At 56.7% G+C, this 21,167-nt stretch carries 18 protein-coding genes; 8 read left to right on the top strand and 10 right to left on the bottom strand.

Annotated features, from left to right (window positions below; all coding sequences use genetic code 11):
• Window positions 1–4: 4 nt before the first annotated feature.
• Together purN and purM are read right to left on the bottom strand one after the other, a co-directional pair.
• Entirely contained in the window at window positions 5–613 is a 609-nt protein-coding gene (gene purN, locus OHL20_RS07010; protein ID WP_263382483.1) for a phosphoribosylglycinamide formyltransferase, read from the bottom strand.
• A 94-nt stretch (window positions 614–707) separates the two neighbouring features.
• Complete coding sequence (gene purM, locus OHL20_RS07005; protein WP_263384964.1) at window positions 708–1,730, bottom strand: phosphoribosylformylglycinamidine cyclo-ligase; 1,023 nt, start codon at window positions 1,728–1,730, stop codon at window positions 708–710.
• Between the two features lie 372 nt (window positions 1,731–2,102).
• Between purM and OHL20_RS07000 the strand changes: the two genes are divergently transcribed.
• Window positions 2,103–2,528: a cupin domain-containing protein gene (locus OHL20_RS07000; RefSeq protein ID WP_263382482.1), complete on the top strand. Its 426-nt coding sequence runs from the start codon at window positions 2,103–2,105 to the stop codon at window positions 2,526–2,528.
• A 26-nt stretch (window positions 2,529–2,554) separates the two neighbouring features.
• On the top strand, window positions 2,555–3,844 hold the full coding sequence (gene hemL, locus OHL20_RS06995; RefSeq protein ID WP_263384963.1) for a glutamate-1-semialdehyde 2,1-aminomutase: 1,290 nt from the start codon (window positions 2,555–2,557) through the stop codon (window positions 3,842–3,844).
• 15 nt (window positions 3,845–3,859) lie between these two features.
• Here the strand turns inward: hemL and OHL20_RS06990 are convergent, their stop codons facing one another.
• Together OHL20_RS06990 and OHL20_RS06985 are read right to left on the bottom strand one after the other, a co-directional pair.
• Complete coding sequence (locus tag OHL20_RS06990; protein ID WP_263382481.1) at window positions 3,860–5,128, bottom strand: MFS transporter; 1,269 nt, start codon at window positions 5,126–5,128, stop codon at window positions 3,860–3,862.
• 267 nt (window positions 5,129–5,395) lie between these two features.
• Window positions 5,396–6,121, bottom strand: a complete 726-nt coding sequence (locus tag OHL20_RS06985) for a polysaccharide deacetylase family protein (RefSeq protein WP_263382480.1) — start codon at window positions 6,119–6,121, stop codon at window positions 5,396–5,398.
• A 308-nt stretch (window positions 6,122–6,429) separates the two neighbouring features.
• Here OHL20_RS06985 and OHL20_RS06980 point away from each other — a divergent pair, with 308 nt between their 5' ends.
• Window positions 6,430–7,611 (top strand): acyltransferase family protein, encoded by a 1,182-nt coding sequence (locus OHL20_RS06980; protein WP_263382479.1) that lies wholly within the window; start codon window positions 6,430–6,432, stop codon window positions 7,609–7,611.
• 70 nt (window positions 7,612–7,681) lie between these two features.
• On the opposite strand, the gene OHL20_RS06975 is transcribed toward OHL20_RS06980, so the two are convergent.
• The 3 genes from OHL20_RS06975 to OHL20_RS06965 form a co-directional block, all read right to left on the bottom strand.
• The gene (locus OHL20_RS06975; protein ID WP_263382478.1) at window positions 7,682–9,052 is read right to left on the bottom strand and encodes a hypothetical protein; all 1,371 of its coding nucleotides are present in this window, start codon (window positions 9,050–9,052) and stop codon (window positions 7,682–7,684) included.
• Window positions 9,053–9,170: 118 nt separating this feature from the next.
• A complete protein-coding gene (locus tag OHL20_RS06970) occupies window positions 9,171–10,403 on the bottom strand; it encodes a dipeptidase (RefSeq protein WP_263382477.1) in 1,233 nt (410 codons plus the stop codon).
• Between the two features lie 122 nt (window positions 10,404–10,525).
• On the bottom strand, window positions 10,526–10,957 hold the full coding sequence (locus OHL20_RS06965) for a DUF1772 domain-containing protein (protein ID WP_263382476.1): 432 nt from the start codon (window positions 10,955–10,957) through the stop codon (window positions 10,526–10,528).
• A gap of 144 nt (window positions 10,958–11,101) precedes the next feature.
• Here OHL20_RS06965 and OHL20_RS06960 point away from each other — a divergent pair, with 144 nt between their 5' ends.
• Window positions 11,102–11,713, top strand: a complete 612-nt coding sequence (locus OHL20_RS06960; protein WP_263382475.1) for a TetR/AcrR family transcriptional regulator — start codon at window positions 11,102–11,104, stop codon at window positions 11,711–11,713.
• A 478-nt stretch (window positions 11,714–12,191) separates the two neighbouring features.
• Here OHL20_RS06960 and OHL20_RS06955 read toward each other — a convergent pair whose 3' ends face one another.
• On the bottom strand, window positions 12,192–13,457 hold the full coding sequence (locus OHL20_RS06955) for an ankyrin repeat domain-containing protein (RefSeq protein WP_263382474.1): 1,266 nt from the start codon (window positions 13,455–13,457) through the stop codon (window positions 12,192–12,194).
• A gap of 561 nt (window positions 13,458–14,018) precedes the next feature.
• On the opposite strand from OHL20_RS06955, the gene OHL20_RS06950 reads away from it, so the two are divergent.
• Window positions 14,019–15,440 (top strand): sulfatase family protein, encoded by a 1,422-nt coding sequence (locus tag OHL20_RS06950; RefSeq protein WP_263382473.1) that lies wholly within the window; start codon window positions 14,019–14,021, stop codon window positions 15,438–15,440.
• Window positions 15,441–15,556: 116 nt separating this feature from the next.
• Here the strand turns inward: OHL20_RS06950 and OHL20_RS06945 are convergent, their stop codons facing one another.
• Both OHL20_RS06945 and OHL20_RS06940 read right to left on the bottom strand, forming a co-directional pair.
• Window positions 15,557–16,063 (bottom strand): RICIN domain-containing protein, encoded by a 507-nt coding sequence (locus OHL20_RS06945; protein WP_263382472.1) that lies wholly within the window; start codon window positions 16,061–16,063, stop codon window positions 15,557–15,559.
• Window positions 16,064–16,222: 159 nt separating this feature from the next.
• Entirely contained in the window at window positions 16,223–17,839 is a 1,617-nt protein-coding gene (locus OHL20_RS06940; RefSeq protein WP_263382471.1) for a right-handed parallel beta-helix repeat-containing protein, read from the bottom strand.
• 392 nt (window positions 17,840–18,231) lie between these two features.
• Between OHL20_RS06940 and OHL20_RS06935 the strand changes: the two genes are divergently transcribed.
• The 3 genes from OHL20_RS06935 (at window position 18,232) to OHL20_RS06925 (ending at window position 21,167) form a co-directional block, all read left to right on the top strand.
• Window positions 18,232–19,797: a GumC family protein gene (locus OHL20_RS06935; protein ID WP_263382470.1), complete on the top strand. Its 1,566-nt coding sequence runs from the start codon at window positions 18,232–18,234 to the stop codon at window positions 19,795–19,797.
• 73 nt (window positions 19,798–19,870) lie between these two features.
• Window positions 19,871–20,476 carry a P-loop NTPase family protein gene (locus OHL20_RS06930; protein ID WP_263382469.1) on the top strand — a complete coding sequence of 202 codons (606 nt, stop codon included), beginning with the start codon at window positions 19,871–19,873 and terminating at the stop codon, window positions 20,474–20,476.
• Between the two features lie 34 nt (window positions 20,477–20,510).
• Window positions 20,511–21,167: a polysaccharide biosynthesis/export family protein gene (locus tag OHL20_RS06925; protein WP_263382468.1), complete on the top strand. Its 657-nt coding sequence runs from the start codon at window positions 20,511–20,513 to the stop codon at window positions 21,165–21,167.

Genomic DNA, 21,167 nt, shown 5'->3' with positions numbered 1-21,167 from the left:
GCGACTAGCAGTCGAGGCGGGTATAGCGTCGATTTCGGATGCAGAACTCGCCGCTGAGCACGCGGCCGATTGCCTCCGGGTAGGCCTGATGCTCCTGCTCGAGGATGCGGGCGGCTAGAGTGTCGGGGTTGTCGTCGTCATTCACTGGAACTCCGCGCTGCAGAATGATCACGCCGTGATCGACGGCTTCATCGACAAAGTGGACCGTGCATCCTGCTACCTGCACGCCAAATTCAAGCGCCTGCTTCTGTGCGTCGAGACCGGGAAACGCGGGTAGCAGCGATGGGTGGACGTTGAGTATGCGCTCCGGGAACGCCTCGACAAAGGCTGGCGAGATGATGCGCATATAGCCAGCGAGGCAGACAAGGTCGACGCGATGCTGGCGAAGGCGCGCAATCATCTCGGTGTCATGTTGAGCGCGTTTCCTGCCGGCGGATGGAATGGCGAACGCTGGGATGCCGAGCTTGCGGGCGGCTGCGAGGCCGGGCGCGTCTTCCTTATTGGAGAGGACGACGGCGATCTCGGCTCCGCGAAGACGCTGGAGGCGAATGGCTTCGGCGATGGCAAGGAAGTTCGAGCCTCTGCCGGAGAGGAGAATGCCGATACGCTTCATGAAGGATTCCCTCTGCTCTATTTTAGGGGACGACGCTGCTTAGCAAAGTCCCACACGCGTCTCTCGCAGGTGGTTGAGGATCCAAAGCAGGTTTCTAGGTGTAGCTGACCTTGCGGTCTCCGCGGGTGATGCGACCGATGATGGAGTGGCGCTCGTTGGCTCGGTTGAGGATTGCTTTCACCTTCTTGACCTTCTCGGCGGGGATGACGGCGATGAGGCCGATGCCCATGTTGAAGGTGCGCAGCATCTCGTCCCGAGCGACGTTGCCCAGTTGCTGAAGGTGTTCGAAGAGGGGCGGAACCGTCCACGAGGCAAGATCGATCTGAGCGGCCATGCCTTTGGGCAGAATGCGCGGCAGGTTCTCGGTGATGCCGCCGCCGGTGATGTGAGCCATGCCGCTGACGACGTCGGCTCCGGTGAGCTTCTTGATGACGCCGAGATAGCTGCGGTGGGTACGCATGAGGGCCGCGCCGGTCTTGTCCTTCAGCTCGTTGATGTACTGGTCGGGCGTGTACTTTGCGACATCGAAGAGGAGCTTGCGGGCGAGTGAATAGCCATTGGTGTGCAGGCCGTTCGATGGCAGGCCGAGGAGAACGTCGCCGATCTGGATATTGCTGCCGGTGATGATCTTGTCGCGGCTGACGGCACCGACGATGAAGCCGGCCAAGTCATACTCGCCGGCGTTGTAGAAGCCGGGCATCTGGGCGGTCTCGCCGCCGACGAGGGCGCAGCCGTTGGCACGGCAGGCCTCGCTGATTCCCTGCACGACGGTCTCGACGACATTGCCCTCGAGCGCGCCCGTAGCGAGGTAGTCGAGAAAGAAGAGAGGTGTCGCCCCCTGAACGGCGATGTCGTTGACGCAGTGGTTGACGAGGTCCGCGCCTACGGTGTGATGGATGCCCAGTTCGAAGGCGACCTTGAGCTTGGTGCCGACGCCGTCGGCCGAGGAGACGAGGACGGGATCGGGGTATTTGGCGAGGTCGAGGGCAAAGAGACCGCCGAAGCCGCCGATCTCGGACAAAACGTTTTTATTAAAGGTTTTGCGGGCGAGCATCTTGATGCGCTGCTTCGCTCGGTCGCCACTGGTGATGTCCACGCCGGCGTCGGCGTAGCTGATGGAGGGTTTTTTCTTCGCAGCAGTGACGGGGCCAGCAACCTTGCTGGTGGTGTTCTTCTGGGTGTCCCCGGTCGGATTAGGCGAGACGGATGTAAAAGGTCGTTCGTCAGACAAGAGTGTGCTCCATCGCGTGGGAAGAGTTTCAGTCTATCAGTGGCAGTGTGTGAATCAGAGCAGCGTCGTCAACAGTCATGCAAGGAAGAGATCTACACCCCTAGTATGCGGGAACGTTGGGTCTGTGTGGGGATCGAACCGGTGTCATATTTTTGAAGTGCGGTACCGGCTCGTCATTGCTTCGTTATCGGACACGTTGATCGAGGCTGAGGAGTGCTGAATCTGCGGAAGATCTGTAGGCGGCGCTATATTCAGAGAATGAACCCTGATCGTTCGAGTGAGAGCGGCGTGTTCCAACTCCGCGAGATCGCCGCACAGTTTCCAGAGCATGCTGAGACGATGCTGCTCGATACGCGGCTGACGGATGAGCCTGAGGCGAGCTCACGAGTCTTTCGCGTCTATCGGCCCGCCCCGGCTCACTATCATGCGACCTGCGACGAATATCTCGTCGTGCTCTCGGGACGGGCAATGTTTTTTCTAGGAGACGGAGCGCCATTCGAGGTTGGGGTTGGACAGATGATCTTCTTCAAGCGCGGTACCGTTCATGGGATGCCAGAGGTGCTGGAAGGACCGTTTGTGGTCGTGGCGGTCGATACGCCGCGGCGGGATCCGGCGGATGTGATCTTCGTCAATCCTGCGGACGGCACGGCGGCGACCTTTATCGAGAGCCGCAAGCTGTATTAGCTTTGCAGACTCCTTATACTTTGACGATGTCTCGTATTCTGACTCGCTCCCGCCAGTTGCAGCAACGTGCCGAATCCTTTCTTCCTGGAGGCGTTGATTCGCCTGTGCGGGCGTTCCGTGCCGTGGGCGGCGATCCGCCGTTTGTGACGCATGCGGAGGGCGCTTATCTCTGGGACGCGGATGGTAACAAGTATCTCGATTTCTTTGGCTCGTGGGGGCCGATGATTCTCGGCCATGCCTTTGCTTCGGTGGTCGAGGCGGTGCGCGAGGCGGCTGGTAGGGGAACAAGCTTCGGAGCTTCGACTGCGGCCGAGGCTGACCTGGCGGAGTTGGTCACGCGGTGCTTTCCGTCGATCGAGCGGCTTCGATTTGTCAGCTCTGGCACGGAAGCCTGCATGTCGGCGGTGCGGCTGGCGCGCGGGTTTACCGGGCGAAACTTCGTGATTAAGTTCGAGGGTTGTTATCACGGACATTCGGACGCGATGCTGGTGAAGGCTGGAAGCGGCGTTGCGACCTTCGGCATTCCGGGTTCGGCTGGTGTTCCAGCAGAGACGGCGATGCACACGCTGGCGCTGCCCTATAACGATCTAGCTGCGGTTGCGGCGGCGTTTGACGGTCATCCGGGCGACATTGCCTGCGTGATCGTTGAGCCGGTTGTGGGGAATGCGGGAACGATTGTTCCGGGCGCGGGTTATCTGCAGGGCTTACGCGAACTTTGCACGAATCATGGCGCACTGCTCATTCTGGATGAGGTGATGACGGGCTTTCGGCTGTCGCTTGGTGGAGCGCAGGAGCTTTACAGCGTGACGCCCGACCTGACGACGCTGGGCAAGATTATCGGCGGCGGTTTACCGTGCGGTGCATTCGGCGGACGGGCCGACGTGATGGAGTTCCTCGCTCCCCTGGGGCCGGTGTATCAGGCTGGAACGTTGAGCGGCAATCCACTGGCGATGGCTGCGGGGATCGCGACGGTCGGCTATCTGTTGGAACATCCCTCGATCTATGCGGAGCTTGAGGCTACGACTGCGGCGATTGCAGACGGCGTTCTGGCGATTGCTCAGGAACTCGGCGTCCCGATGGTGATGAATCGGGTCGGGTCGATGTTCACCTGGTTCTTTACGGATCGATCGGTCGAGAACTTTGGCGACGCGGCTACTTCGGATACGGCGGCGTTTGCGAAGTTTCATCGGGCGATGCTGGATGCTGGTGTGTGGCTGCCGCCGAGTCAGTATGAGGCGGCGTTTGTCGGCATGCAGCATGGAGCGGCTGAGGTGGAGATGACGCTGGCGGCGGCGCGGGGAGCGCTGGTTGGGTAAACCAGGCGCAGGCAGCTAAGCGCTGACGGCTTGTTCCTTTGGTTCCATGAAGAGGCGACCGGCAACTGTGAGGATGACCAGCAGGACGGCGCAGATGGCGAAGACGTGGCGGACGCCCATGTGGTTGGCGAGTAAGCCGCTCAGGATCAAGCCGGTGATCTGGGCGGACATGATGACGGACATGACGGTTGAGCCGACGCGTCCCATGAGGGCGTGCGGGGTTTCCTGCTGGATCAGCGTCTGGGCAGGGATGATGATTGCGGCTACGGCAAAGCCGATGATGAGGTTGCCGAGGATCGTCGACCAGATCTGCGTGAGTGCGGTAAGCAGGAGGAGACCGGCGGCGATTCCACTGAGGCCAGCGTAGACGAGAACGGTGTTCTTGACGTTCTTGGCCAATATGTTGAGGGCGTTAATGCCCACCATCATTCCCAGGCCGATCATGGCAGAGGTGACGCCGAAGACCTTAGTCGAGGCGTGGAGCGAATCGCGGACGTAGACGGCGATGAGCGGACCGAAGCAGCCGAGGACGAACATTCCCGCGCCCAGCGCGAGGATGACAAAGAGCAGCGCGGCATGATGGACGATGAAGCTGATGCCTTGCTGCATGTCGAGACCGATGCGCTTCAAGCCAGAGTGTTCGACGGGCTGCGCGGGAAGCGCGTCGACCTTGGCGAGCGCTACGGACGCGATGAGCAGGGCGGAGCCGAGAAAGCTGGCGGCGTCAATAAGGTAACAACTTACCGCGCCGAAGGAGGCTACAAGAAAGGCCGCGGTTGCGGGACCGACGATGCGCATGCCGAACATAACCTGCTGCATGAGCGCGTTGGCGGAGCGGAGGCCGTGAATCGGGACGACGGACCGTATCGCAACACCTTGCGCGGGACCGAAGAAGCTGGAGACGACGGAGATTGCAGCGAGAATCACGTAAAAATGCCACAACTGCGTCGCGAAGAGCAGGCAGAGGACGAGAACGGCGCGGATGCTGTCGCTGGCGACCATGGTGATTTTGAGCGGCCAGCGATCGACGAAGACGCCTGCCATGATTCCGAGGATGGCGATGGGCAGGAGATAGGCGATCTGGAGCCCGGTGATCTGCTGCGGCGTTCCGTGGAGCTTGAAGGTGAGGATGCCGATGACGGCGAAGAGAGCGAGAAAGTCGCCGAATACGGAGACAATCTGCGCATACCAGAGGCGGCGCATGGCGGGGTAGCCGAGGACGGCCCGCATCGAGAGTGGTTCGGGTGGCAGGACTGCGGCTGCCGTTGCGCTTGCGGTACTCATAAGCCTCCTTTGGCTTCCGGCGGTGGCTGGCCCTTCTTCCGCAGGCTGAGCCGTCCGCTATGGTGCTCTTAGATCGATTGAGCCTAATTCATGCCTGATTGTCGACGAGGTAGCGCAGCTGTTGGATGGTCTCCCATTTTACCGGATTGAAGGAGTTGGCCCGTTAGGCTGTATTACGCGCACGGTATCGTCCTTATGATGAATTGTGCAATCCACGGCGCACGGGCTAGCTATGCGATGTTGCTGTGACTCATTTCGATCAGGAAACTAGAGCCAGGCCTCGGGAGTAACGAAGGTGGTTGGAAGGCTGCGGCGGCTCTCGATGAGAAGGCGCGTTGCTTCGACCGTTGGGAGGCGGGGCTGGTTGAGTCCGCGGTCGCCTCCGTCGTGGAGGAGGATGTTCGAGGCACGGTTGCGGCGCTCGTTGCGGGCTACTCCCTGCTCGACGCGGGCGAGGATGGTCGCGGCGTCGACAGGGTCCCAATCGGTGGCGATGACGTTCCAGTTGACCGAGGCGAGGCCAAGTTCACGGGCGATGCGGAGGACAGCAGGGCGACGTGCTCCGTGAGGGGGACGGAAGAGGCGGATAGGAGCGCCGAGAGTATCTTCGAGTGCGGCGTTACAGCCGGCCAATTCGGCGTGGATGCGGGTAGCGGACTGCCAGGCGAGCCATGGATGCGTCATGGTGTGATTGCCGATGACGTGTCCGGCAGCGGCTATCTCGCGGGCGAGGGTCGGCTCGCTGCGAACGAAGCGGCCGATGAGGAAGAAGGTGGCGCAGACGTTATGGCGGGCGAGGAGTTCCAAGAGGTGTGGGGTGGCGGAGGGGTTGGGTCCGTCGTCGTAGGTGAGGGCTAGCTGGCTGGGGTCGGAACCGGCGACGAGAATGTTTCCGAAGAGTTGGGAGCGGGCGGAGAGGGCGGCGTACGTGCTGGCCCCGGCGGCGGTCGCCGCAGTGGTGAGAGCAAGCGCGGCGATGGCGGTCGGGGTCATTGGCTCCTGTTCAGGATGGCAGGTTTGTCGAGGGAGGGGAAGCGGCTTGCTATTGGCAGGTTGAGGTTGCCCTTTCAATTTTGAATAGGAAGGTTTCGGACGCGTGCGAAGGTGAAGACGTGGTTTGCTAGGCGCGGAAGCCGCGTTCATCTTCGAGATAGTTTGTGACTGGATTCCTGGCTGCGATTGCTTGCTGCCATTGCGAACTCCTTCGAACCGGCACGCATCCAGTAACAAAAGGGCAACGTTGGCCAACCATGCCCTGGGGGCTCTATAGTTGCTATGACCTCATGCATAGCGTAGCCGGCGTGTCCAAAGATTCCACAACCAAGAGTCACTTCGAGGTCCTCGACGGCCTGCGCGGCGTTGCAGCCTTCCTCGTCGTTGCGTTCCATACCCTGGAACCCAACGATTATGGCAACCGGTTCAAGCAGATCATCAACCACGGCTACCTGGCGGTCGACTTTTTCTTCCTGCTCTCCGGCTTCGTCGTGGCTTATGCGTATGACGACCGATGGCTCAAGATGAGCCAATGGGATTTCTACAAGCGCCGCCTCATTCGCCTGCAACCGATGGTGATTATGGGCAGCCTGATTGGCGCCGCGCTGTTTTACTTTCAGGGAGGCCCCGCGTTCCCGCTTATAGCTGGTACGCCAGCCTGGAAGATGCTGCTCGTTATGGTGGTTGGCTGCACGCTGCTTCCGTTGCCGTACCAGCTCGACATTCGCGGATGGGATGAGATGCATCCGCTTGACGGCCCTGCGTGGTCTCTCTTCTTCGAGTATGTCGCCAACATCCTTTACGCTCTGGGCCTGCGCAAGCTGTCGAATCGGTGGCTCGGCTTGCTTACCACGCTTTCCGCAATCTTCCTTGTTCACCTGCTGGTGACCGGTGAGGGAGATGTCATTGGCGGCTGGGCGACTAACGTGGCGCAACTCCACATAGGTTTTGCGCGTCTGCTCTTTCCATTTCTTGCCGGAATGCTACTCATGCGTTCTGGGGTGCGCATTCCCATGCGCCAGAGTTTTCTGGTGTGCAGCCTTCTACTCGCCCTCTGCTTTGCGCTTCCGCGTTTCGGCGGCCCCGAACATCTTTGGATGAACGGCCTCTATGAAGCCGTGTGCATCATCGTTGTCTTCCCCATCATCGTGGCGATCGGTGCCGGGCAGCGTGACGCCGGAGCCATCTCGAACCGGCTCTGCCGCTTTTTCGGAGATATCTCCTACCCGCTCTACATCACGCATTATCCGCTGATCTACATCTATACAGCGTGGGTCGCACGCGGTCCTCGCACCTTGGAGCAACGGGTCGGTTGGGGCATTGTGCTCTGGCTCACCGCTGTCATCATTGCGTATGCCTGCCTCAAGCTTTACGACGAACCAGTTCGTGCCTGGCTAAGCCGCCGCTTTCTGCGCAGCAGTCAAAAGGGTGCATCTGTTCATATTCCTGGTACCGACCCGGCCTTTAGCTCGAACCAGCCGGGCGCCTGAGCGTGACTCTATCTTGAGTCGGCTTGCCGTAGGCCTGATCCTCAACACGATTGCTTCTTCAGCGCAGAGCCTACGACTCGAATCCGCGCAGGTAGGGAGTATTCGGCGGCCGCTGGCCCGTTTCAAAAAGCGGTCCATGCGTTGAGTGATACTTCATGTTCATAAACGGAGTCTCGATGCGGCGGCCGACTTCAGAGTAAAGCCCGTTGTCCCAGCACGAATCCATGTTGTAAGACACGATTCCGGTGGATAGTAGCAGTCGCTCCGCATTGAATGGTTCCTTCTTGCTTACCATCATCTCGATAAGCCAGTGCGAGTGGGCGTTCGAGGCGTGGTACTGCGAAAATGGGCCCGGCCAGCCAAGCATTGAGACGATCGTTGGATCTTTCTGCCCTGCGATCTCACCGGCATAGGTCCACCCCACACCGCTGCCTGAGAGTACTGCTGCTTTAGTCCCATCGTTGTAGTCCACGATACAAACGTTTGGGCTCCGGCCTTCCTGGAAGTAACCCGGCTTCAGGGCAAAATTTGTCCGCACGGCTTCCAGTAGATTGCTGGCCCAGGAATTACGTTCGACCCACTTCCACGTTTCAGTTCCGCGGATGCACTGCACGGACTTTATTCCTGTCTCCCCGTTCTTGCGACGATCTACAAATGCCTGAAGTACATCGACACAATGAAAAAGAGCTCCCTCGTCTGCAGTGTCTCCAACCACGATTGAGTTCTTGATGGGCGTATCGATAGCGAGTTCTATCTCGGGCTTACGAAAGTAGGTCGGGATGGAAGAACCCCCTGTCAGAGGAAATCCCAGCTCACGCGATTTGTCGTACATCCACCTAGCTTCGTCCCAACTGTAGGAGAGATGCTTGTCGTTGAAGATCGGCACCGAGCGCTTGCTCTGCTCGAAGACCCGGATAACCTGCTGATAGATCCACCAGCGCGGCAACATCCACTGCCCTTTGATGTTAGTTGGATAGTTCCCGTGTTCTGCCACAATGACAACACCATCTACCGCAAGTTCCTTGCCGCCAAGTGTGACGGCCTCACTTACCGTTTTGAAGATCGGAATATTTTTTGATTTGCAGACCTTCTGGCCTAGCAGGCTAGTGTCAAGCTGATTGATGTAAACAGACACAACGTCCACTTGCGATGGCGTGTGGGCGCCCTTCCACCAGTAACCGTCCATGAGCTTATCAATGATCCAGTCTGCATGCGATCCTGGAGCACCCCAGAAGCTGACGAGACACGCAATACGAGGCCGTCTTTGCTGAGTCTGCTGAACAGCACCGACTGCGGTAGAGGTTAGAGCTGTCAAACCGGCCATACCCACAAGTCCCAGCATTTCACGCCGGGTGAAGAGAGTGCTCGACTCCGTTGCGCTGGCGATTGCAGATAAATCTGCTGCTCTTGCTGCATCTTCAACTTCTATCGTTTTCATCATGATTAGTTGATCCTGTTGGCTCATCAGCGTGGCTATGCGGTTCAGGTAGGTTGATAGGACGAAGGCTGTATCGGTCTCGGCTTGAATCGAGTATCGAAATACATAGAAGTGGCAGAGTTCATGTTTGCGTAATCTGGCGGAAGACTCGCAGCAGATTTCCACCCCAGAACTTGGCGATGCGCTCCTCTGAATAGCCACGGTGCAGCATGGCGTCCGTGATGAGAGGTAGATCGCGGACGTCGCGCATTCCTCGAGGGAGTGGCGGTCCCCCGTCGAAGTCACTCCCGAAAGACACATGGTCTTCGCCTACAAGCTGAATTGCCCTATCGACTACGTCGACCCATTCGTCGGCGGAGATGGCGATGTTGTCTGGTGTGCGTGGGCCAGCCATAGGAAACCCAGGTGCGACCAAGATGTCTACCTGCTCAATCGTTTTACCTTTTACGCGATCGGGGATGCTGGTCGTGTCCGTGAATGACTTGCCATTGCGCTGGGCGATGAGATATTCGGCGACACGCCGGGAAGCGAACTCGCCGCCGATCTGAAATCCAAAGACTCCACCCTTCGAGGCAAGCTTCTTCAGCAAATCATCGGACATGAGCCTCGGAATATTGTTCGCGCTGCGGAGGCCGCCGTGTGTGGCGATGACAGGGTGATCGCTGGCGTCGATCGCCTGCGAGATGGTCTGATCGCTGGAATGAGAGATGTTGATGACCATCCCGAGGCGATTCATCTCCTGAATCAACTCGCGACCGCGTTGGGTCAGGCCGTTTGATTGTGGTGAAGAGCAGCAGGCATCGGCATAGTTCTGGTTCCAATTGTGGGCGGAAAGCTGCGCGGAGCGAAGACCAAGCTTGTAGAGATCACGAAGAATCCCAGGGTCGCCATCGAGATCGTAGCTGCCTTCGATGTCGAGGATGGCAGCCATCTTGCCCCGGGCACAGATGTGGCGAATGTCCTCTGCGGTCAGCGCGAGTTCTACCTTGTTGTGGTTGAGCGCGATCTGCTGCAGAGCGTGATCGATACGACGGAGTGCTTGCCTGGTTTCAAAGCGGCCAGGATAGTACTCCTCGGGGACGAAGATGGACAGGAAGAATGCGCCTTCTCCTCCTGCTGCTGCGCGAACGAGATCCCATTGGCCTTCTGTTGATTGCGTTCCGAAACTGCCGCCGTGATAGAACTCGCGGTCGAGGGCATGTACGTGACCATCGAAGATGAACGTGCGCTTGTGAAGGGCGATTGCGCGGGCGGAGACCCGGGGTGCAGATGTTTCTGGCACAGCGCGAAGTATGGAACGCAGTGCAAGTGGAGCAATGGGCGAATAACCCAGAAAGCTGCGACGGGTGATCATAGTTGGGTTGCGGGAAGTATACGTGAATGGATGCGGCCGTCCGATGTCGAGTCGCAGAGCTTTGGTCTGTCTGTAAGGCCGATAGAGGCGCTTCCCGGAAGGCCTATCAATTGAGTGCCTACTTAACGCGCTATGACGTATGCGAGCAGGACGGCTGCGATCGCGAGAGCGGCAACACGCACGCGGTGTCTACGGTCCCAGATCTTGTGTATCTCCTGCCAATCAGCAGCGCCTTCTGCGATGCGGCTGTTAAGCGGAACAAGGAAAAGGATCGATGCCACCGAGGTAAGAATCCAGATTGCGGTCGATGCTAACAGGATTGAGCGCCTAGGCGTGTACCAATCGAGCCAGGTCTGAGCAACAAGAAGTATGGTGGAGACCGGGTACCAGACCGGCATCACCTTTCCAAGTACGAGAGCAAAACGGCTGAGGATCTTCAACTGCGATTCGAGTTCGAGCCGCCACGCAGCGGGATTTACGAATGCCGCTACAGAGAACTCGACGCCTACCAGAGTAAGAACTACGAAGAGGGTGATCGCGTTGACTATGTGCATGAAGGGCTCCTGTCGGGCTGGCGAACAAATTCTTGGTATTTTTATTTTTGTTATAAAATATAGCAACGCTACATACGATGAGGTGTGGGTTGCGCCAGATTCATATATTCAAAATAATATTTATAGCAACGCTATAATTTTGTGATGGCGACCAAGCTGGCAACTAACCGCATTGCGGAACGAAAAGTACGGGACAGACAAGCACGCCGGTCACAGATCATCAGTGCCGCTCGACGCATCGCGGAGCTTGAGGGGTGGCCCAACGTTACCGTTCGACGGCTATCGGACGAGATCTCCTATAGCCAACCTGTCTTGTACGCACACTTTGGAAGCCGCGAAGGAATTCTCGCCGCGGTTGCGATCGAGGGCTTCCAGGAGTTGGGCCTGGCTCTGGAACAGATTCGGAAGCGGGAGAAGCGTGGGTCCATGGTCGAGTCGGTCGCGGTCGGATACCTAGGGTTCGCCGCAGCCTCACCTGCACTGTATGAAGCGATGTTTTCGCTCAATCTGAGCGTGCCGTTCGACGACGTGGCTACTCCGCAAGAACTGCGATTCGCTTTCTCCCAGTTCCTCGAGTTGTTTCAGGGGCATCGTCCGAAGCCAGAGGTTCTCTCTGAGCTGTTTTGGGCGAGTCTACACGGTATCGCCGAGCTTACAAGAACTAAGCGATTTCCGCCCAACCGTCAGAGAGAGCGTGTGAGGGTGCTTGTGAATCTTTTCAGTCTTCCAAGAGGGGAAACGGATAAGCTGCAATAGCTACCCGCCGACAAGGTGCCTTAGGTCCAGTTCTGAGATTCTTTAGGTGAAGTCGGCTTCTCGGAATAATTTCCAAGCAAGCCAGGGTCTTTCCCTTTAGAAGGTCGTTTTGAAAACAACGGAACCGAAGTTGCCGAACCCGACTTCGCAGCTTGTGAGTGGGAATCCGATGCTTTTTCGGGCGGCAGAATCAAACCTTAGGACCTGAGCCTGTTTCTATGCCAGCCCAAACGTTTGTTGTCACTTACACTTACAAGCTCAGTGAGCGATGCAAGAGGAAGCCAACCATAACAGCCAATTTTCCCTCTCGCGTCGTCGTCTGCTCAAACCAAGGCCACCGCTTTATTCGCTCCCTTAAACGGCGTCGTAGATGACTTCGAAAGGATGCAACAGCGGAAACGTCAAGATTGCCGAAAAGCCGACTTCGAGAGATCGGTAGAACAGGTGCCGATTCGACAACCGAGCGCGTGGCCGAGGACTACCGACGCTGACCGCCATACTCGGCGATAAGGCGCATGCCAGCCCGGTTCACCAGCTTCTGAAATACAAATTCCTCTCCCCATCCGATAGGCGTCACATTTCGATAGACATGCAGGCCATCGATTCCGTAGCCGGGATGAAGCTGCTTACGCAGCGAGGCACGAGCATTTGGGTTCGCTCCATGCTCCAGAAGTAGTCGGGTGAGCGGAGCTTCAGGAGGCTCTTCGTTGTGATTCATCCGGAAGTTGGCTTGAGAGACGATCGTGGAAAACAGCGGCGTGTGTCCTCCGAACTCATCGGTATCTACCTCGGCCTGCGTATCCGCTTGCATGCCCTGGAGGAGCAACCACCTGGCAATTTCGATCTCGCCATAGTCAGCGCACATATGGAGTAACGTTGCTCCAGCCAGCGGCGTGCCGTAGGTTGCTCCAACCTCATCGCTGCATCCCAACTCCGGGGGATAGATGTCCGCGAATGGAAATGTGCGGCTCAGCAATCGTGGGTCGTGCTGTAGATGCTGTTCCAGAAGATCGATACGCCCGCGTTGAAGCGCCATCGTTGGCGTGTCTGGCAGTCGGAGACCGTGTTCCTCGTAGAGTTCCAGAATGCGATGCTTGGCGACGGGATTGCGGCTATCCGTTTCAAGGACCGTGGCAACAGGTGCGAGTCGGTTTCCAGCTTCGTCGGTGGCACGTGCTCCCAGCTGAAACAGTAGCTCTGTTCCGGACACGTTTAAAGTGTACGCCGGGCCATCCAGCGACTCGTGCAACGGGCGTGGATTGTCGATCAGAGCATGGAGACGGCGTGCGGTCTCGACGTGGCCTTGCAGGCAGGCGCGTCCAAAGGCATGCTGCCAATCCTGCGCTCCGAGGGAAGACAACATTTCGATGATGGCATCCTGACCAAGGTTCGCTGCGTAGGACATCGGCGGTCCCCAGTTCCCCTCGACGCCACGTGCATCTTCAACGAGCAGCCGTGGGTCGTGCAGGACCAGTGTCCGGACCGCTTCCACGTCGCCTCGCCAGATCGCGTCCGTTATGTGGCACGCAGTCACCAGACGCGGCCAGTCGGAGAGGCCATAACTTCGCGCAAGGACAAACTGAGCATCCGTGAGTTCAGCAGTGAGGGGCCCGGTCGCTGGATTGTATTCGCGAAACTCCGCAATCGCTTCGGACTCGTCACGTTGAAACGCTCGCAACAGATCGTTGGCCTGATGCCTCAGGTGTTCGAGGTTGGGGCGAACGGGCATGTGGCGGCTTGCCATAGCGGACCTCCTTTGTGGCGTGCGATTGACTGGACCAGCGAAATTGTCCGGCGGTACCTTTGGCGGCTGCCACTCATGTGCTGCTCCTGCATGAGTAAACTTAGTGACGGATCGCGGATTCGTGCCTCTGTGACAGATTAATCAGTATCATTCGATTCGCTCGGTCGGTGTTTGGCAGTTGGTAATTTATCTGTCGATCTTCGAAGGGCTCAGATAGTTGACTATTGAGGGTTCTGGAGTCAGCTATGGTATGTCAAAGAATATGCGAGAACCGGAGTTGAAGCCAAGGTAGTTACCGGCAATAGCGATGCCTGCCGCGCTGCGACTACAACAGAGTGGATAGCCACGACGATGCCATATCCAGGTACAGCGGAACTGTACCACCGTCAGTACGCAACGTAGACAAAATTGTGCTCGCAACATTAATGATCGGCTGGATGGTTCTCACTGATGCGCCTGCACTGTCGTGTGCGCGGTTAGTCTAGAGGTGTTCTTCTGTAGAACGAGCGCGGGTTGGTAGTTCCGGCAATATCGATCCATCACTCTGACTGAGGTAAAAGCATGACGCGTCGCGAATTCGTGGAGCTGATGGGTCTCACCGCTTCAGGTAGTCTTGCTGCTGCGGCCCAGGCAAAGGCGGTCAGCCGTCCTAACATTATCCTGTTGCTTGGTGACGATCATCGTGCAGATGCATTAGGCTGTGCCGGCAATCGTTACGTTAAGACACCCCACCTGGATGCGATGGCGGCCGAGGGCCTGCGTTTCGAGAACCACTTCTGTACCACACCCATCTGTTGCGTTTCACGCGCGAGCATCATGACTGGCCAATATGCCGCGACGCATGGCATCAACGATTTCAGCAAGCCTCTCAGCGCGGCCCAGGTGCAGCGTTCCTACTTCGGGCAGATGCGCCGCAGCGGCTACTACACCGGATTTGTGGGCAAATTTGGCGTTGGCTCCACCATGCCATCCGATGCGTTCGATGTCTGGAAGGGTTTCGGAGGGCAGGGACAGTACTTTCCGCAGGGCGAGCCGGGGCCTCATCTAACAGACATCATGGCGGGTCAGGTAGTGGACTTCGTACAGCAGGCGCCGCGCCACAAACCTTTTTGCCTGTCTGTTTCCTTTAAGGCTCCGCACGAGCAGGACGAAGATCCCCGCACCTATCTGCCCTCCGCAGCCACCTATGCGCGATATGCAGGCACGAGTCCGCCGCTTCCCCTGGGCGCATCGGAGTCAGATATTGAGCGTTTTCCGCTTGCGATTCAACGCTCTGAGAGCCGTCGCCGCTGGAGCACGCGCTACACCACGGCGAAGTTACGCGAGGAGACGATGAAGGGCTACTACGCGTTAATCAGCGGCATCGACGACGCCATCGGTGCATTACGCAAAGAACTTGCAACGCAGGGGCTGGTGGACAACACAGTGATCGTGTACTCCGCCGATCATGGCGTGTATCACGGGGAACACGGCCTGGCGGGTAAATGGTACGCGCATGAAGAGCCGACAAGAATTCCGCTGATCGTGTATGACCCCAGACTTCCCGCGAGGCGCAAGGGAGCACGCGTGAGTGAGCCTTCGTTGAACCTTGATCTGCAGCCCACGTTGCTGCAACTTGCAGGACTAACGCCGCCCGATGGAACGCAAGGGCGCAGCCTGGTCGCGTCCATGAATGGCGCCGTGCCTCAAACGCAGCGGGCCTGGTATGTCGAACACAACTTCCCCGATCACGGACTGATTCCATCCAGCCGTGCGGTTCGCTCGCTGCACTGGAAGTACATCCAGTACACGGATAACGCAGTGCCCTTTGAAGAAGTGTACGACCTCCACAATGATCCACACGAAGTCAGGAACCTCGCCTTGGAACCGGCGCACAAAGCAACTCTTGAGAAGCTGCGAGTTGCCTGTGACACGTGGAGTAGGAGCTTCACCGCTGGTGATGCGTGGCACGAACCGCTGAACGCAGGCGATCTTGAAAGCTAGCGTTTGACAGCCGATAAATGCTTGGATGTTGCAAGGGTGTGAGATCAGTAGAAGTGACTTACTAGCCGTTCCCCCAAGGCATCTTCGATACATCAGCCGGGAGGATTTACAGCGTTCTAATTAACTGATTTAAAGACATACCCTTGTGCCGGGTCTCCTATGGTGCAGGTGTACACCTGTAGTTGCGTCTCGCCCACTGTCTCGCCTTCTGGTACATCCAGGCATAGCTTGTTCAGGGAAGACAACAAGTTATAGCCGATGCGCGGAGCTGGGGCGGGATAAAGGCTCCACATCTGGCTTGAGATTGCAGGAACGTAGCAGGGAGCCTGAACGATAGGTGTGCTTAGGTCAGGGTCAGCATTACTCACACTCATACACTGGCTGCTGTTGAGATTGACCACGTTGTAGTTGCCCTTGTCGTCAACTGGTGTAAGCGTCCACTGTTGTCTTGGTTGGTTGTCGAGACAAGGGTAGGTTTGAACCACGGCACCCTCCGCCGTGCTGCCGCCCGCAACCTCCATGCAGAGCGGAGTGTAGATGGCAAGCTGGATTTGTACGGACTTTACTGATTTATAACCGGAGCCGCAACCAAGAAGCAGGAACGGTATGAGCATCAGAGCCATCGGGGTTGCGACTCTCTTCATGTGACGGCGTGAACTTATGGAAGTCGTTGCGGTATGGGTGGGGTGTATCTGCATTGAGGGTTACCCTGATGTGAATACGTTCCGTGTCTCTGTTGGATTGAAATCACGTTGAGATAGTCTTCAACTTGTGTCGCCGGGTTAGTGCGATGCGCCGCCGCCGCCGTTTGGGGCTACGGCATTGAACGCCGCAAGTGTCAGATCGTGAGACAGGTCACCTGCGTTGGTAAAGCCGTAGGTCATTCCGTTCGCATAGTTGGTATTGAGGATGTAGGTGTTGTTCTTCAACTTCAGGCCCTGTATAGCGATGTCGCGTATGTAGACCGGCCCGGTGCGTCCTGGTGCTCCGCCTGTGACCGTCAGGTTCTGGCTCGCATCGAGTGTGTTGTTGCTGAGGGTCCAGCCTGAACACGGTTGGCCACTAGTGTTTGGTACAAAGGTGTCTCCCTCAAGCGTCAGGCTGTTCCCCGAAACCTGACGAATGATGTTGCCGTCGGCCGTGCCACCGCTTGAACCCTTGTTGCAATCGATACCGTTGTACAGAGTTCCGTCATGGCTTGGCGCAAGGTTTGTGATGGTGTTCGTGAGGAGATGGGCATTCGTCGAATACTCGGGATGGTTCGCGTCTTCATCGCCGTCGAGGTTAATTCCATAACCGTTCGAATCGTGGATGGTGTTGTGGGAGACGATTGCATTCGGGCAGCCTGCTACACGAATGTTTCCCTGGCTCATCGAGATGTCATTGTTGCTGATGGTTGGTGAGGAGCAGGGATCGCCGTTGTAATAAGCCGATGCGGAGATGCCAAGAGAGTTGATCGAAGCGATGGTGTTGTGGTCGATAAGTGCCGCGATGGTGCCTTCGATGTCGATGCAACTTACGTGGTAGGTGAGAACCGGAGCGACATCGCCAATGCCGCAATAACTTTTTGTCACGCTCCATCCGCGCTGGGGACTCTGCGTAGACATCGACAGACCATAGCCGTAGATGCCAGCAAAGCCTCCATCGGGTCCAACATCCATAAAGGAGTTGCCCCAGTTGAAGACGGTCATTCCAGTGAGACTTATGTATTCATTGGTGAACGTGCCACTCGAATTGTCGACAGTCGAGTTTCCCAGAAAGCCTGAGCGCGCCGCGCGAATCAACTCCAGGCCGGAAAAGACAAGGTGGTTCTGACTGGTAGCGAGGATGTTGTAAAGCCGAGCGCCGCTCACTTCGATGGTGTGATCGTTCGGGCTGCTTTCGTCGCTGAGATGCAGATAAACGTAGTCTCCATCGGAGTACAAGCTGCCAGGAGTCGCCTGTACCGCATCCAGGGATGCAACCCGATTGACAGCACCGGTCTGCTGGTAGGTGGCGTCTGTATACGCCTTGTAGGCAGTTCCATGGAAGACGGCGCAGTAGGTATTACCAGAGACAAGATTCCAGCCAGATACCTGATCGGCTCCATCGAGGATCGGTTGCTGCTTGCTGCCATAGGCGCCGAAGGTGATCGGCGCTGATGTAGAGCCGCTGCGAGTCACGGTCAGTTGCTCGTGCCACACCGATCCGGTCGCAAGGAGAACGGAGTCGCCAGGGTTCAGGCTTACTCCGTTCACCTTGGCGATGGTCTGCCACGGTGCGCCCTGGCTCGTGCCGGGATTTGAATCAAGACCGGCCATGGAGTCTACGTAATACGTGGTGGCCACCAGGGGGCAGACCGAGAGGAATGTGAGGAGCATTGCCAAAATGTACTGCGATCCGCGATAGATGTGGAACATAGAGCACCCCTCAAAAATGATTTTGTCGTTGACAACTTCATACATGCATGAAATTACTAATGTAACGCCGAGGTAACGTTACCTAGGTCAGATACTAACCGAAGTGCAAAGAAATTGATTACTAAAATGCACATGTCGTAAATTATTTCCAATTAACAAGTAATTTTTGGCCACGTAAATCCAATTCATTCCAGCTTGCGTCTCTGCTACTGAGAACGACTAAACCAAAGTTTTAAAGTGTGAGATCGCGAAGAACGTTAGTTTACGAGCCGAGAAGATCCATTTCGGCATCGCGGCTCTGCGAGCAAAAAGACTTATGCAATTCGTCTGAGGCTGCTCGAAGCAGTTAGTGCAGAATGCCGCTACTTTGCGGGCGAAGAGAGTAGACATCTATGGAAACGAACTCGAACTCAAACACGTCAAGCACGACATCGCGGGCGGTTTTTGAGTCACTCTTTCGGTACAAGTCGCGGCTTGTCAATACATTAGCGATTGTCATGGGCCTCGTTGTTCTCTATGTGCTATTCGCTCCCCGGCAGTATCGCTCGGAGATGAACATCCTTGTGCGCAACGCCCGACCGGACTACCAGATCACTCCTGAGCGGACGAACGGATCAATCCCGCAGTCAGACGTGACGGAAGAGCGAATCAATTCAGAGATTGAGGTTCTGCGCAGCCGCGACGTAGCCGACCGCGTCGTCGATCCGACCTGGAGCTCTTCGACGACGAACAGCCGAACCGCGGCGCAGATCAAGCAGCATGAGAAGGCGGTCACCAAGCTTACGAAGCATCTGTCCATCGAGCTTCTTCGCAAATCTGACGTCATCCATGTTGCATACGACACAGGCGATCCGCAGGTGGCAACACGGACGGTAGAGAAACTCTTGGAAGCATTTTTGCTGAAGCAGCATGAACTAGAGCGTTCTAGTGGAGCATCCAGCTTTTTCAGCGGAGAGCAGGATCGCTATAAGCAGGAACTCGACTCTGCAGAGCGCGAGCTTGCTGCGTATCAGCAAGGCCACAAAATTGTTTCCTTGCCGGATAAAGAGGCGGCTCTTGAACAACAAATCGTTGACCTGGAGCAGCAACTGCGAACGACCGAGGTGCAAATCGGCGAACTGAGCAATCGGTTGACAAGTGGCAAACAGCAACTACTGGGCCTGCAGCAACGCGAGATCACGCAGCAGAAATCCGTGCCTAATATTCTTGCGATGGAGCAGTTGGGAACGATGCTTGCTACCTATCGCAACCAGCGGACCACCTTGCTCACGAAATTCCTGCCTACAGACCGCCTGGTGCAGGAGGTCGATCAACAGATCGCAAATACCTCCGAGGCACTCCGCGTAGCAACTGAAGTGAACGCGTCTGAGAAGAGCACAGACGTCAATCCTGTCTGGCAGCAACTCAATACGGCTGCCTCGCAGAACTCCATTGAATTGAGTGCAGCCCAAGCGCGACGGTCGGATCAAGCGAATCAGCTTGGACAACTGCAGGCACAGCTCATCGCTGCGGAGGCGTCTACTGTCGACTTCAATACGCTGCAGGCAAAGGTGACAGAGTTGCAAGGTAATTACCAGCTTTATACCCAGAAGCGAAACGAAGCTCAGATTGCAAACGCGATGGACCAGCAGCAACTTGTGAATGTGGCTATCGCAGAACGTCCTACATTCTCAGCAACACCATCGAATCCTAAGATCGCCTCGACACTCGCAATGGGAGCCTTTGCATCGCTGTTCTGTGCGGTGTGCGTTGTCTTCTTCTCGGAGATGGGACGCGACACGATCGCATCACCGTCCGAACTTGAGTCTATTAGCGCATTTCCTGTTCTGGCGAGTGTGCCTTTCATCGAAGGATCCCCACTTCCGACGACCGTCGAAGTACGGATGGCACCAAATCCAGTGACCGATCCTTCAAGCGCTGCCAGCTTGAGGCTCCAGGAAAAGGGCGCTCGCTTATGAGGATAGCTCCCGAAGTCAAAGCCGAGCCTTCGACTGAAACAGCAACGATACGACCTTTAGAAAGAGACCCAGCATGATTTCGACTGATGTCAGCACGGCACACGATGGAATGCTCTACGCTACGTTGCAACATCTACGAGCCACCGCTGCGAGCGGCGTCATCGTCGCACTGACCTCGGCGAACTCAGGCGAAGGCGTAACTCACTCCGTTACGACTTTGATCAACACCCTCAGCAGAGATGGCAACACGAGAATTCTGCGGCTAAGTTCGCGCCACCTCAACGAGATCAGTTGTGCTCCCTCTGATATTGCACACCACTGCCAGCAAATTGATGCGAACCTCTATGAATTTGTAGGTGGTACCGACCCCGCAGTCGAGAAAACCGAAGGTAGGTCGTGGAGCGGCGATTGGGAGTTTCGGCGCGACTGCATCGAGCAGCTTCGTTCTGCATTTGACTACGTCCTCATTGACTGCCCTGCATTGAACTCGGCCGGCGACGTGCTTTCTTTAGCTTCCTTAGTCAACGGAATCATCCTGATTGTCGAAGCGGATAAGACCCGCGTCGATCAGATTGAACATGCGGAAAAGAGCCTTGAGTTCGCCCGTGGAAAACTGATCGGTCACATCCTGAACAAGCGAACCTACAACATCCCAAGTTGGCTCTACAAGAGACTCTAAGTAGATCAATTACGCAAATCTGATGAGGGCCCCCTTGAAAATACTTCGATTTCTGCTACTCGCATTATTCATAATTGGCTTCACTCATCCAGGCTTCAGCGATGACCAACTCCATAGCCGTCCACGCTATACCCTGCGGAATGGCGATTCACTCACAGTTGATTATCGATATACGCCAGAGTTCAACCAGACGGTAGTTATCCAGCCCGACGGATTCGTGGACCTCACTATCATTGGCGAGCTAAAGGTTTCCGGATTGACCCTCGAACAGGTGCGCAACCTGGTGACGCAGAAGGCCGCAGCGCGCTTGAAAAATCCAGAGATAAACATTGTTCTCAAAGAGTTCGAGCGGCCATACGTCGTTGTTTCGGGCGAGGTCGACAAGCCGGGCCGTATGGACTTCTACGAGCACACGACTGCTTTGCAGGCAGTCATGCTTGCGGGTGGCTTCAAGGAAACAGCACAGGAGTCGCAGGTTCTTATCTTCCGTCGTGTCAATAACGATCTTGCAAAAGTGCTTGTGCTCAATCTTCACAAGGTGAAAGCAAGCTCAGATCTCGAACGAGATATGGTGCTTGAGCAAGGCGACATTGTTCTAGTTCCGCGCAACAAGCTCCAGAATGTGGCCCGGTTTGTTAAGGCTACCAACCTTGGCCTCTATCTTGACCCTTTGACATACGTGACCCGATAA

This window comes from Granulicella arctica (assembly GCF_025685605.1).
Lineage (GTDB): Bacteria > Acidobacteriota > Terriglobia > Terriglobales > Acidobacteriaceae > Edaphobacter > Edaphobacter arcticus.
Note: the sequence above shows the minus strand (reverse complement) of the source record. Positions and strands in the feature narration are given on the sequence as shown.